Origin of the sequence: Thalassotalea euphylliae, assembly GCF_003390375.1 — a bacterium.
GTDB classification, from domain to species: Bacteria; Pseudomonadota; Gammaproteobacteria; order Enterobacterales; family Alteromonadaceae; genus Thalassotalea_F; species Thalassotalea_F euphylliae_A.
In genome coordinates, this window is the sequence record NZ_QUOT01000001.1 from 1699111 (window position 1) to 1713504 (window position 14394).

The window sequence follows — 14394 nt, forward strand, 5'->3', positions numbered from 1 at the left end:
ATGACACTAAATCGCCGAGAATTTATTAAAGCTAATGCCGTTGCAGCCGCTGCTGCAGTAGCCGGGGTTTCCATACCTGCACAAGCTTCCAACTTAATCACTGCCAGTGATATCACCAAAATCAAATGGGACAAAGCTCCTTGCCGTTTTTGCGGTACAGGTTGTAGCGTCAATGTTGGTGTGATGGACGGTCAAGTAGTAGCTACCCATGGTGATATTAAATCGCCAGTAAATAAAGGGCTGAACTGTGTTAAGGGGTATTTCTTATCCAAGATTATGTACGGTAAAGATCGCTTAACTACACCACTACTTCGCATGAAAAACGGTAAGTACGATAAAAATGGTGAGTTTACCCCGATTACGTGGGATCAGGCATTCGATGTGATGGAAGAAAAAGCAAAGCAAACACTGAAAGATGTTGGCCCAACTGGCGTTGGCATGTTTGGCTCTGGCCAATGGACAGTGCATGAAGGCTATGCTGCTTCGAAACTGATGAAAGCTGGCTTTCGTTCAAACAACATTGACCCGAATGCTCGTCACTGTATGGCCTCTGCGGTTGCAGGCTTTATGCGTACCTTTGGTATTGATGAACCAATGGGTTGTTATGATGACATTGAAGCTACAGATGCTATGGTGCTATGGGGCTCCAACATGGCGGAAATGCACCCGATTTTATGGACCCGTATAACGGATCGTCGCTTAAGTGCACCACATGTTAAGGTGGCTGTGCTATCAACATTTGAACATCGCAGCTTTGATTTGGCCGATAACGGTATGATTTTCGTACCGCAAACCGATCTTGCCATCTTGAATTTTATTGCTAATTACATCATCCAAAATAACAAAGTGAATCATGACTTTGTTAACAAGCACACCAAATTCGCCATGGGCAACCAAGATATTGGCTACGGTTTACGCCCTGAGCACGTGCTAGAGAGAAAAGCTAAGAACAATACCAAAGCGGGTGGTTCAAAACCAATTTCATTTGATGAGTACGCTAAGTTTGTCAGCAAGTACACCCTAGAGTATGCGTCAGAGCTTTCTCATGTACCAAAAGACAAGCTCATTGAACTGGCTGAGCTCTATGCCGATCCAAATCGTAAAGTGTGTTCTTTCTGGACCATGGGCTTTAACCAACACACTCGTGGTGTGTGGGCCAACAACATGATTTACAACATTCATTTATTGACGGGTAAAATCTCTACGCCGGGTAATAGTCCATTTTCATTAACTGGCCAACCATCTGCTTGCGGCACCGCGCGTGAAGTGGGTACTTTCGCCCACCGTTTACCGGCAGACATGGTAGTGAAGAACCCAAAACATCGCGCAATTGCTGAGAAGAAATGGAAACTGCCAAAAGATGTTATTCCACCTAAGCCTGGTTACCATGCCGTACTGCAAAACCGCATGCTTAAAGATGGCAAACTCAATTTCTATTGGGTGCAATGTAACAACAATATGCAAGCAGCTGCCAACATCAATGAAGAAGGTTATCCAGGTTATCGCAACCCGAAAAACTTTATTGTTGTCTCGGATCCCTATCCAACCGTGACGGCGCAAGCTGCTGACTTAATTTTACCAACTGCAATGTGGGTAGAAAAAGAAGGTGCGTACGGTAACGCTGAGCGCCGCACGCAAGCTTGGTATCAAATGGTAGAAGCGCCAGAAGGTGCGAAGTCTGATTTATGGCAACTCGTTGAGTTTTCAAAGCGCTTTAAAACCGACGATGTGTGGGAAAAGAAAACCTTAGATAAGAACCCAAGCTACAAAGGCAAGACTTTGTTTGAAGTTCTGTTTGCCAATGGCCAAGTCAACAAATACACACTAAGCGAAGTGCCTGACGACCGATTGAATCAAGAAGCTCGTGATTTTGGCTTCTACATTCAAAAAGGACTGTTTGAAGAGTACGCTTCGTTTGGTCGTGGTAAAGCGCATGACTTAGCTCCTTATGATAGATACCACCAAGAGCGCGGTTTGCGCTGGCCTGTGGTAGACGGAAAAGAAACCTTATGGCGCTTTAAAGAAGGCTCAGATCCTTACGTTAAACCAGGCTCAGGTTTTGAGTTCTATGGTAAGCCAGACGGCAAAGCGATTATTTTTGCCCTGCCTTATGAGCCAGCCGCGGAAGTCCCAGATAAAGAATACGATTTGTGGCTATCGACAGGCCGTGTGCTTGAACATTGGCATTCTGGCTCGATGACACAACGTGTACCTGAGCTTTATCAATCGATGCCAGACGCCTTAGTTTATATGCACCCAGACGATGCTAAAAAGCGTGGTCTGCGCCGAGGAGATGCCGTGAAAATTGTTTCTCGTCGAGGTGAAGTGGAAACCCGAGTTGAAACCCGAGGCCGTAACAAACCGCCAATTGGCTTAGTGTTTATGCCTTGGTTTGACGCCAGCCGCCTAACGAACAAAGTGACACTTGATGCCACCGACCCTATCTCTAAAGAAACCGACTTTAAAAAATGCGCGGTTCGCATTGAGAAAGCATAAGGAGCAAAATTATGAAAAAACTCATTATCTGTTGTTTATCTGTGCTGCTTAGCTCGCTCGGTGCGCAAGCCATAGCTAATGAAGATGACAATATCGCCACGCTAAGACACAGCACTGCCATTGACACACAAGAGTCAACCAAGAAAATTCCAAATGTAATTAATAGCGATATTAAACAAACACGTAATTACCCGATGCAGCCGCCGGTTATTCCGCACACCACGCGTAATTACGAAGTGAATCTAAATAGTAATAAGTGTATGTCTTGCCACAGCCGCGAGCGCACTCAAGACTCACAAGCTCCGATGGTTAGTGTCACTCACTTTATGGATAGAGAAGGAAACTTCTTGGCCGAGCTGTCACCGCGTCGCTATTTCTGTAATCAATGCCATGTTAATCAATTAGATGCTAAGCCACTTATTGATAATAGCTTTGTTGATATGCACACACTCACCTCGCAGAAAGTTAATAGCGGCGAGCAAAAATAGGAGATGTTAGATGAAAGATATCCTAGTAAAAGCATGGCAGACGATTAGAAAGCCAAGCGTTCATTACAGTTTAGGCTTTCTAACACTCGGTGGTTTTATCGCTGGTATTATCTTCTGGGGTGGTTTTAACACTGCCCTTGAAGCGACGAATACCGAAACATTCTGTATTTCATGCCATGAAATGGAAGACAATGTTTATGAAGAGCTAAAAACGACCATCCACTTTACTAACCGCTCAGGTGTTAGAGCCACTTGTCCAGATTGTCATGTACCGCATAACTGGACAGATAAAATTGCTCGTAAGATGCAGGCTTCAAAAGAAGTATGGGGCAAAATATTTGGTACCATTAACACCCGTGAGAAATTTTTGGCAAATCGCAAACGCTTATCTGAACACGAATGGGCAAGATTAAAAGCGAACGATTCGCTTGAGTGTCGAAACTGCCATAATTTCGATTACATGGACTTTAGCGTGCAAAGTCAGCGCGCCGCGCAAATGCATTCAACCTCATTGGCCAGTGGCGAAAAAACCTGTATTGACTGCCACAAAGGGATCGCGCATCGCCTGCCAGATATGCAAGGAGTCGAAGGCTGGTAGTTGCTAAACAAACGCTTGGCAAGCTTTTACTAACTAAGACAGAGGGCTTTTACGAAAACAGTATAGTGCTAACAAATTAACAAACCTTTTCATTTTTATTTGAAAAAGCCAAATTTGTTGCCTATGTTCAAATTAATGCCGACCATGCTGATTTTTAAGGCATTGTCGGCTTTTTTATGTCTGTTAACTACTGCCAATGGGTGAGATAAAGATGACTTATCGTGACAGCAAGCAAGCACAGCACAAAGCCGATTTACCAGACTACGAAAAAGACTTAGCGAGCAATGAGCAATCAATTAAAGAGTCAAAAGTACGTAAACGCATTGACGAATTACTCGAAGAGAAACGCCTAAAGCAACTTTTGGATAACTCAGATGACTGGGAGGTTTAATCGATAACTCGCGCAATATCGAAGATAGATGGTTAGCAAACACCAGCGCTTTGCAGTATGGTTAAGCTATCTTCAACAACAAAAACAACTTCAACATGAAAAAACTTCTATTAGCTGCAAGCATTGCTGTTGCTTGCTCATCATTGCAAACTGCCGTAGCAAATACGAGCTCGTTTAAAGCAGACGTCGCCGATATGGCAAGCGAGATTGAACCACAAGTGATCAAGTGGCGCCGTCATTTCCATCAACATCCTGAACTCTCTAATCGTGAATTCGAAACAGCTAAAACTATCGCTAAGTACTTAACTGAGCTTGGTTTAGATGTGCAAACAGGCATCGCAAAAACAGGTGTAGTTGCCGTACTTGATTCTGGTAAACCTGGCCCAGTAGTTGCGCTACGCGCCGATATTGACGGCTTACCAGTAACAGAAGCGACAGGTTTACCTTTCGAGTCGAAAGTCAAAGCGGTGCATGAAGGCAAAGATGTTGGAGTAATGCATGCGTGTGGTCACGATACTCATATTGCGATGCTAATGGGCGCGGCCAAAATACTTACTGAGAAGAAAGACCAATTAACCGGTAAAGTGAAGTTTATCTTCCAACCGGCTGAAGAAGGCGCACCACGCGGTGAAGTTGGCGGTGCCGAAGTGATGGTTAAAGAAGGCGTACTCAAAAACCCAGATGTCGATGTTATTTTTGGCTTGCACATTAGTTCTGGTCAAGATGTCGGCACCGTAGAATACAAAGAAGAAGGCATTATGGCAGCGGTTGACCCATACCGCATCGTCATCAAGGGCCAGCAGTCACATGGTGCCTACCCTTGGTTAAGCGCTGATCCTATTGTTTCGGCTGCGCAAGTAATTATGGGCTTACAAACCATTGTTAGCCGCGAAGTTAAGCTTATTGACAGCGCAGCCGTTGTCACTGTTGGTATGATTAACGGCGGTAATCGCTCGAACATCATTCCAAGCGAAGTTGAGTTGGTCGGCACCATTCGCAGCTTAAACCCAGATATTCGTGAGCATATTCACGAAGCCGTGCATCGCAAAGCAACCAATATTGCGGCGAGTATGAATACCACTGCAGAAGTAACGTTACCACTAGATTACAGCTACCCAATCACTTACAACGATCCAAAACTTATGCAAACTATGCTGCCAACTTTAGTCGCCACCGCTGGCGAAGGTAATGCTGTAGCAACCAAAGCTGTAACAGGTGCTGAAGACTTTTCTTTCTTCCAAGAAAAAGTGCCGGGATTGTATTTATTCGTTGGTGGCAAAAGCCGTGATATTCCAGAAGATGAAGCACCGGGTCACCATACGCCAGAGTTTAAAATTGACGAAAGCGGCATGAAGTTAGGTGTTAAACTACTAACGAACTTAACATTTGACTATATGCAAATGAATTAAGGCTAGGTAAATTAAACTTAAGCAAATTAAGTACAAATGAACTAAAAGCCCTTTCTGCCAGTAGTATAATTGCATTCTACATTACGAAATTTATGCTACTGGCTTATCACTTTCATTGTGGTAATCCAGCATGCTAACTTGCTAAAATAAGCTCAACCATTAATTGCTGTTATCATTATGACTTTCCTAGAAAAAATTCGTTGTTTATTTACTTTTGGCCAAGGGGTTGCCCTGTCACTACCTGAATTTGATGATGCCAGCGATCCCATCGCCCTATTTGACACTTGGTTTAATGATGCCAATAAATCTGGGATCTTATTACCTGAAGCAGTCTCGGTAAGCACTTGTAGTAAAGATGGCCAGCCAAGCTCACGTATGGTGCTAATGAAGTCTTTCGACGAGCGAGGCTTCGTGTTCTACACCAACTATGGCAGTCGCAAAAGCCATGAGCTTGAAGACAATCAAAAGGTCGCCTTGTTATTACACTGGAATGTATTACAACGCCAAGTGCGTATTGAAGGTACTGTTGAAAAGACTACGCTGGAAGAATCAGCCAATTACTTCAACAGCCGCGACCGTGGCAGTAAAGTGGGCGCATGGGCATCAAAACAAAGTCAACAACTCACTCACCCCAATGAGCTTAAAGAACGCGTAAAGCAGTTTGAACAAGAGTTTTCAGGTAAAGACGTTCCACACCCTGAGTTCTGGGGCGGTTGGCGCGTAAAACCACACTACATGGAATTTTGGCAAGGCCGTACAAGCCGCTTACACGACAGACTGTGCTTTGAAAAAAATGACCAAACGAACAACGACTGGCAAACGTTTAAGCTACACCCTTAGCCTCTAGCAAAAAGCATAATACATAAAAAAGCCCAAGCCCTAAGCAGTATTGCGTGGGGCTTGGGCTTTTTGTTTATTAATTATCAGCTTAGCTCATAGAGCTAGTTACTTTAACCGACAAGTGCTAACAGAATACCTGCGGCAACTGCTGAGCCAAGTACACCTGCTACATTTGGTCCCATCGCATGCATTAGCAAGAAGTTGTGTGGGTTTGCTTCCAAACCTACCTTATTCGCCACACGTGCTGCCATCGGTACCGCAGAAACACCCGCTGCACCAATCAGTGGGTTAATCGGATCTTTCGACAGCTTATTCATTAGTTTCGCCATCAATACGCCTGACGCTGTGCCAATCGAGAATGCCACCGCACCTAAGGCTAAAATACCTAAAGTTTCTACATTTAAGAAAGCATCTGCACTTAGCTTCGAACCAACACCTAAACCTAAGAAAATCGTAACGATATTGATCAACTCATTTTGCGCGGTTGAGCTTAAGCGATCTACCACACCTGATTCACGCATCAAATTACCTAAACAGAACATACCAACCAGTGGCGTTGCTGCTGGCAAGAAGAAAATCGCCATTAACAGTACTGCCAGCGGGAAGATAATCTTCTCTATTTTGGTCACGTGACGCATTTGAGCCATTTCAATTTTGCGCTCTTCTTCGTTAGTGAATAGCTTCATAATTGGCGGCTGAATAATTGGCACAAGCGCCATGTATGAATAAGCTGCAACGGCAATCGCACCTAATAGCTCAGGCGCTAATTTAGACGCTAAGAAGATCGCCGTAGGACCATCAGCACCACCAATGATGGCAATGGCAGAAGCATCTTGTAGCGAAAACTCGAATCCAGGAATGGCGTTTAAGGCAATCGCACCAAACAAGGTAGCAAAAATACCGAACTGCGCAGCAGCACCTAAGAACAATGTTTTAGGGTTAGCGATTAGCGCACCGAAGTCGGTCATTGCACCAACGCCCATAAAGATCAGAAGCGGAAAGATACCCGTGTCGATCCCTGCATAATAAACATAGTGCAGTAGGCCACCAACTTCAGAGAAGCCAGCGACAGGGATATTGGTTAAAATCGCGCCAAAGCCCATAGGTAAAAGCAGCAGCGGCTCGAAGTTTCTGGCAATTGCTAAATACAATAAGCCACAACCAACGAGCATCATAACGATCTGGCCAACTTCAAAGTTGGCAAGACCTGTGGACATCCAGAGTGTTTGTAACTGCTCCATGTTATGCCCCTATGATAAGCTCAGTAACACGTCGCCAACAGCAACAGAGTCACCTTCACGAACATTTAAGCTAACAACCGTACCACCTGTTACTGCGCGTACTTCGGTTTCCATTTTCATTGCTTCCATGATGATAACCACATCACCTTCCGCCACTTCTTGGCCTTCGCTAACCAAGACTTTGAAAATATTACCCGCAAGTGGTGCATTCAGCGTTTCTTCGGCAGAAACTGATGCGCTTTGCTTAATTGCAGCATCTGTTGCCGAGGCAGGGGCCGAACTTGGCGCTACCGAGGTAACACTGCCGCTTGGGCCAACAACTACTTCATAAACTTTACCATCCACCGCAACGGAATAGTTTTCAGTAGCACCCGTGCTGCTAGCTGCGGCTGCTGGCGCCGCTTTCGGCGCTGCATCGGCTTTACTAGGTGCTGGTTCAAAAGCATCTGGATTATTGCGATTTTCTAAGAACTTCAAACCGATTTGCGGGAACAACGCATAAGTAAGCACGTCATCAATAACATCGTCTGCTAAATCAATGCTTTTCTCTTTAGCTAACTGTTCTAGTTCTGCCGTCAATTTATCCACTTCTGGATCGAGCAGATCTGCAGGTCGGCAAGTAATGGCGTCACTACCATCAAGCACGCGTGCCTGCAGCTCAGCATTAACCTCTGCTGCCGTTGCACCGTATTCGCCTTTTAATACACCTGTGGTTTCTTTGGTGATGGTTTTGTAGCGCTCGCCAGTCAATACATTCAGCACCGATTGAGTACCTACAATTTGCGAGGTTGGGGTAACTAGCGGAATATAACCTAAGTCTTTACGAACTTTAGGAATTTCGGTTAGTACTTCGTCTAAACGATCAGCTGCACCCTGCTCTCGTAATTGATTTTCCATATTGGTTAGCATACCGCCTGGCACTTGAGCTAATAGAATTCGTGCATCAACGCCCTTCAAACTACCTTCAAACTTGGCATACTTTTCACGAACATCACGGAAATATGTTGCCACTTCTGCCAGCTTGTTCATGTCTAAGCCTGTGTCTCGCGGCGAACCTTCTACTGCCGACACAATGGTTTCTGTTGGTGAGTGACCGTAAGTCATACTCATTGACGATATTGAAGTATCAATAACATCAATGTCAGCATCTATCGCCTTCATATGAGTCGCAACACTTAAGCCAGTGGTAGCGTGGCAATGTAATGAAATTGGCAGCGCAACGGTTTCTTTTAATTTGGTAATGAGCTCTTCTGCATAGTAAGGCTTGAGCAGACCTGCCATGTCTTTAATACATAGCGAGTGCGCGCCCATATCTTCAAGTTGCTTGGCCATTGTTAACCAACCATCAAGCGTGTGTACAGGGCTTTCAGTGAAGCTCAGTGTGCCTTGGGCATGAGCACCTACTTTAACTGCCGCTTTGATCGCTGTTTGTAAGTTGCGAACATCGTTCATCGCATCAAAAATACGGAAAACATCAACACCATTAATGTGTGCACGTTCAACGAACTTTTCCACCACATCGTCAGCGTAGTGGCGATAACCTAGAATATTTTGTCCGCGAAATAGCATTTGTTGCTTGGTATTTGGCATCGCTTTTTTCAGCTCGCGAATGCGATGCCAAGGATCTTCACCTAAGTAGCGAATACACGCATCAAACGTTGCACCGCCCCATGATTCAATCGACCAAAAGCCTACTTCATCTAACACTGGAGCGATCGGCAACATATCTTCTAAACGAAGTCGGGTTGCTAACAGGGACTGATGTCCATCTCTTAGTACAAGCTCTGTGATACCTAATGGTTTTGTCATGACCATGCTCCTATCTATTCTTTATTATGCTTTTGGCGGTATTGTGAAACAGCGGCTGAAATAGCCGCTACAACTGAAGGTGAGACACCATCATTAGCCGCAGATTTTTTAACTGGTGGGCGAGTAACGGCCGGTGCTACAGGGTCGGGAAACTTATTTGCAAGTGGTGCTAATACGGTATTAATGATCACCACAAGAATGCCAAGAAAGGCGAAAACAAACACCATACCAGCAAGCATCAGTGTGCCCGCTTCAATAAACAATTGGCTGAGTGATTCCATTTGTTACTCTCTTATTATTTTCTTTGTCTGGCTAGAATAATCACTCCAATATTGAAAATGCAATCAAGAAATAGCCATTTAAGATAAAAAAAAAGATGTCAATAGCTCAAATCATCATTTTCACTATTCATTCATAATATTTTGATATTTATGCAGCCAAAAAACAGCAAAAACAATTTTTGTATACAATATTTTTTATCTAAATATTTTAATTTCACTGACTTACAATGAAATTGTATACAATATTGATAAAAAAGCTGTCTATACAATTATGCAGTTTTTTCGTTGATTGAAGATGATCTTCATACTTTTTAGCCTAGCTCGACGATGATGAATAGCAAGAAAACCCCATTACACTCAATCTCACCATGATGGGTTCAAATACTCTCATTCGAAGATCGATTTTGTTGTTAAGTTTAAAAGAGGAAGTGAAGCTAAACTATCGAGTTATCCGATACCAATTAATTAATTTAATTGGCATTAGTTATTGGAGAGACCAAAGTGTCCATAAGGCGCTTCATAAAGCACATTGACGACAATTGATGATGTGTTAGCGATTATCAGGTAGTCGGTAGTTGGGGTTACAAGGTTTCTAGCAAGTGAAGCTTAATATAGCCACTTTGATTTTATTTCAGGCTACCCGGCTAAGCCTTTGGGCAACTGCAACAAAGTCCTGAGCATCTACTAGATTTGCTAAGAACTTTTTACAGGCGAAAAAAAACCAGTCAAAAGACTGGTTTCTTAGATGTGGCACTCTTGATTGCTGTAGCACTGGCAGGAGGCTAACCTCAGACCGCCTGGTTCGTAGCCACTTTACTTTTATATCAGGCTATCCAGCTAAGCCTTTTCGCAACTGCAACAAAATCCTTATCATCTACTAGATTTGCGAAGAACTTTCTACAGACAAAAAAACCAGTCAGATGACTGGTTTCTTAGATGTGGCACTCTTGATTGCTGTAGCACTGGCAAGAGCCTAACCTACGACCACCTGGTTCGTAGCCACTTTACTTTTATATCAGGCTATCCAACTAAGCCTTTGGGCAACTGCAACAAAATCCTTATCATCTACGAGATTTGCGAAGAACTTTTTACAGGCGAAAAAAAACCAGTCAAAAGACTGGTTTCTTAGATGTGGCGGACGCGGCAGGAGTCGAACCTGCGACCGCCTGGTTCGTAGCCAGGTACTCTATCCAGCTGAGCTACGCGTCCGCGGTCAATCGATATTTTATATCCTGAGGTAAGGATAGCGAACCAGTTCGTAGCCATCTAAGTCAAAGTATACTGCCTATCAAGCTGAACTCTGTGTTCACAGTTAATCGTTATTTTATATCCCGAGGTAAGGATAGTATTTATTGCTTAACCACTTTAAAGAAAGTGGCGGACGCGGCAGGAGTCGAACCTGCGACCGCCTGGTTCGTAGCCAGGTACTCTATCCAGCTGAGCTACGCGTCCGCAATAAAAGTATTATTAATTTATTTAACCAGCCTTAATATTAGCTGTTTTTCTATGCTTAACCAGTTGTTAAAATTGTTGCCACTTTCGAGAAAGTGGCGGACGCGGCAGGAGTCGAACCTGCGACCGCCTGGTTCGTAGCCAGGTACTCTATCCAGCTGAGCTACGCGTCCGCATAATTAACAGTTTTACATCTTAGTTAACGTAGATGCCATTAAGAAATAATGGCGGTGAGAGAGGGATTTGAACCCTCGATACGGCTACAAACCGTATACTCCCTTAGCAGGGGAGCGCCTTCAGCCACTCGGCCATCTCACCAGTGGCTGCGAATATTAATGATTCTGAAAAATAAGTCAAACAGTTTTTTAAACTTTTTATTTCGTTTGCTCACAATTAATACAACACGTCGATATTTAGGGCAAAAACGTGATTAATTGAGCAATTTTTTGATGAATTAAGTTTGTTTTTAACATCAGCCCAGCAGCTAATATTGCCCGAATTAAAAAAGGCTACCTGCAAGGTAGCCTTTCAAAACTATAAATAAATGTTCATTTATTCAACTTTACTCATATCACCACCTTTAATGATAGAGAAATCTTTCAGTTTGAAATATTTCTTCACCACTTTATGCAGCTGCTCTGGTGTTAATGACGCAAGTTGCTGTTCATATTTTTTATCGAACTGCATGCTCTTGTTGTAATACAAGTTGCCATTTAATTTAGCGACTAACTCTCTATCTTGTGAGCGACTAACGCGCTTACCTTGCAATAGGCCTGATTTAGCTGCTTCTACTTCTTCAGCAGTGAAACCATCTTTAATTAAACGCTCAAGCTCTTCTTTGAAGCCCACTTCCACTTTCGCTAAGTTTTGCGGTGCACAAATAGCATATGCGCCCATTGAGGCACGAGCGTCATTGCTGCTCATACGAACAAACGAGCCAGCTCCGTAACTTAAACCGTCTTTTTGGCGCAAACGAGTTGCTAAGCGGCTATTTAGGAATCCACCACCGAAAATGTAGTTTGCTAGCTCAAGTGCTGGCGCATCTTTACTGTTAACCCCTACCGGCAAAGTAGTTGAAGCAACAAATACGGCATTTTCTTTATCTGGTGTATTAAAGCTTTGATCTTTACTTGGTTGCTTGTGGTAAGGATGGGTAATGCGTTCGTAAGCTTGATCCGAAGCCCAACCGCCGAATAAGTCGTTTAACGCTTTAACCACGACCATTTCGTCAAAATCACCAATAACACTAACTTGCATGCTGTTAGCGCCGTAGAACTGCTTATGGAAGGCTTGTAAGTCAGCTAACTTCACTGTCTTTAAGTTTGCTAACTGTTCTTCCATCGTTGCGATATAACGCGGATGTGACGCGTCAAATGGGTTTTGACGACGCGAGAATTCTCTAAACACAATAGCTTGCGGGTCTTGCAGTTGTTGCTCTATATCAACTTCGGTTGTTGAAACAAGTTGCTCGAACTCTTTGGCATCAAACGAAGGCTGTTTTAACACTTGTGCCATTAGCTTTAAGGCAGGTACTAAATTCGCTTTAACCGTTTCTAAACGTGCTGAAGCACCTTCAGCATCACCGCCAATAACCGCATTGGTTTTCAGCTTATCAAACTCATCTTTAAGCTGCTCTCGTGTGAACGTCGTGGTACCACGCATCAACATGCTACCCGTTAAGTCACCAATTAAGCCCTTACTTTGCAATGAATCCAAGTCGCCCATCTGAGTCGCTACGCGAACAACAACAGACTCACCACGTGTTTTCTTCGCCAATAACGCCACTTTAATTCCACTGTCTAACGTCACCATCTTAGTGCGACTATCGATATTATCGTGGCTCGGGTCGAATGCTTCACCTTGAGCGATATTTTCACGACCTTTGTAGCCTTCTAACATCGCAGCAACGCTTTCAACTTGAGGAATTTCAACGCGCTCAGGTTTATCGGTTGGAATGTAACGACCTACCGTACGGTTGTTTTGCACGAAATAAGTATCTGCAACGCGCTTAACATCAGCCGTTGTCACTTTTTCAATGCGGTCACGGTTTAAGAACAGCAAACGCCAATCACCCATGCCAACCCATTCGCTTAACCCTAAAGCAATACGCTCAGACGAGTTAAAAGTCAGCTCTATTTCTTTCAAAAGAGTGCGTTTTGCACGTTCAACTTCTTCGTCAGTAAATGGTTGCTCCACGGTCTGCTCAATCGTTTTTAGCAACTCCGCTTGAGTAACTGCTAAATCTTGATCTTTGTCTACTTGCGCAAAATACAAAGCAACGCCAGGCTCTTCCCACTGGAAGTTAAAACCAAATGCGCGGCTAGCGAGCTTTTTCTCAACTAATGCTTTGTGCAAACGACCTGTTGCTGCTGCACCAAAGATTTCGGCGGCAACATCTAACGCGGCAAAGTCTTCATGTGAACCGGCAGGCACTTTGTAAACACTGCCAACAAGTTGTACATCGCCAACGCGACGCACTGTCACTTGACGCTCGCCGTCTTGGGCAGGGTCTAATGTGTATAACGGCTCAATAACACGTGTTGGTTTAGGAATCACGCCAAAGTACTTATCAACCAGCTTGATCATGCTGTCGTTATCAAACTTACCAGCAACAATTAACGTGGCGTTGTCAGGTTGGTAGTACTTTTTATAGAAAGCTTTTAATCGGTCAATGGAAACATTTTCTAAATCAGCGCGAGCGCCAATCGTCGACTTACCATAGTTGTGCCACTCAAAGGCACTTGCCATGGTGCGTTGTAGCGTCACACGGAATGGGCTGTTTTCACCGCGCTCGAACTCATTGCGTACAACAGTCATTTCGCTGTCTAAATCTTCTTTCGCAATGAACGAGTTAACCATGCGATCCGCTTCCATATCTAACGCCCAATTGATGTTTTCAGGCGTTGCGGTGAACGTTTCGAAGTAATTCGTACGGTCTGTCCAAGTTGTACCATTAGGACGCGCACCATGAGCGCTTAATTCAGCGGGAATATCTTTGTGACGAGGTGTTCCTTTAAACACTAAGTGCTCAAGTAGGTGAGCCATACCGGTTTCGCCGTAGTTTTCGTGTTTAGAGCCAACATGATAGGTCACATTAACTGTCACAGTTTCCTTCGTTTGATCAGGAAATAGCAAAACTTGTAAGCCATTGTCTAAGTGGTATTCAGTGATACCTTCAATGCTGGTGATTTCATTAGCGGCAGATGCTGACCAAGAAATCGCACTCAAACTGCTACAGACTACAGAAGCAACCAGCCAGCGTTTGGTGGGTTGGGTTAAGAACATCCCGTTCTCCTTGTTGTTTTTATAGAAATTAACATCAATTTAACAATGTAAAGGAAATCGACATGGTTGGAAATAAAAAGGCAAAAAAAAGGCCAGCAAAATGC

General features: G+C 43.9%; 10 protein-coding genes and 4 tRNA genes. 6 read left to right on the forward strand and 8 right to left on the reverse strand.

The features are described 5' to 3' along the window. From napA to pdxH, 6 genes are all read left to right on the forward strand, one after another. Positions 1-2496 carry a nitrate reductase catalytic subunit NapA gene (napA, locus tag DXX94_RS07630; RefSeq protein ID WP_116014945.1) on the forward strand — a complete coding sequence of 832 codons (2496 nt, stop codon included), beginning with the start codon at positions 1-3 and terminating at the stop codon, positions 2494-2496. Between the two features lie 11 nt (positions 2497-2507). Beyond that, on the forward strand, positions 2508-2984 hold the full coding sequence (locus DXX94_RS07635) for a nitrate reductase cytochrome c-type subunit (RefSeq protein WP_116014947.1): 477 nt from the start codon (positions 2508-2510) through the stop codon (positions 2982-2984). A gap of 10 nt (positions 2985-2994) precedes the next feature. Then, positions 2995-3582: a cytochrome c3 family protein gene (locus DXX94_RS07640; protein ID WP_115999153.1), complete on the forward strand. Its 588-nt coding sequence runs from the start codon at positions 2995-2997 to the stop codon at positions 3580-3582. 211 nt (positions 3583-3793) lie between these two features. Continuing rightward, positions 3794-3973, forward strand: a complete 180-nt coding sequence (locus tag DXX94_RS07645; RefSeq protein WP_147302252.1) for a PA3496 family putative envelope integrity protein — start codon at positions 3794-3796, stop codon at positions 3971-3973. A gap of 95 nt (positions 3974-4068) precedes the next feature. Then, entirely contained in the window at positions 4069-5382 is a 1314-nt protein-coding gene (locus tag DXX94_RS07650; protein ID WP_116014950.1) for an amidohydrolase, read from the forward strand. 177 nt (positions 5383-5559) lie between these two features. After that, positions 5560-6222, forward strand: a complete 663-nt coding sequence (pdxH, locus tag DXX94_RS07655; protein ID WP_116014952.1) for a pyridoxamine 5'-phosphate oxidase — start codon at positions 5560-5562, stop codon at positions 6220-6222. Positions 6223-6332: 110 nt separating this feature from the next. Here the strand turns inward: pdxH and DXX94_RS07660 are convergent, their stop codons facing one another. The 8 genes from DXX94_RS07660 to DXX94_RS07695 form a co-directional block, all read right to left on the reverse strand. Next, positions 6333-7463: a sodium ion-translocating decarboxylase subunit beta gene (locus DXX94_RS07660; protein ID WP_116014953.1), complete on the reverse strand. Its 1131-nt coding sequence runs from the start codon at positions 7461-7463 to the stop codon at positions 6333-6335. A gap of 9 nt (positions 7464-7472) precedes the next feature. After that, positions 7473-9272 (reverse strand): sodium-extruding oxaloacetate decarboxylase subunit alpha, encoded by a 1800-nt coding sequence (gene oadA / locus DXX94_RS07665; protein WP_116014955.1) that lies wholly within the window; start codon positions 9270-9272, stop codon positions 7473-7475. A gap of 14 nt (positions 9273-9286) precedes the next feature. After that, positions 9287-9553 (reverse strand): OadG family protein, encoded by a 267-nt coding sequence (locus DXX94_RS07670; RefSeq protein ID WP_115999147.1) that lies wholly within the window; start codon positions 9551-9553, stop codon positions 9287-9289. A 1132-nt stretch (positions 9554-10685) separates the two neighbouring features. Continuing rightward, positions 10686-10762, reverse strand: a tRNA-Arg gene (locus DXX94_RS07675). Positions 10763-10928: 166 nt separating this feature from the next. Further along, a tRNA-Arg gene (locus tag DXX94_RS07680) sits at positions 10929-11005 on the reverse strand. Between the two features lie 96 nt (positions 11006-11101). Beyond that, positions 11102-11178: transfer RNA gene (locus DXX94_RS07685), tRNA-Arg, on the reverse strand. A 52-nt stretch (positions 11179-11230) separates the two neighbouring features. Next, a tRNA-Ser gene (locus DXX94_RS07690) sits at positions 11231-11323 on the reverse strand. A gap of 234 nt (positions 11324-11557) precedes the next feature. Beyond that, complete coding sequence (locus DXX94_RS07695; protein WP_116014957.1) at positions 11558-14290, reverse strand: M16 family metallopeptidase; 2733 nt, start codon at positions 14288-14290, stop codon at positions 11558-11560. Between the last annotated feature and the right edge of the window lie 104 nt (positions 14291-14394).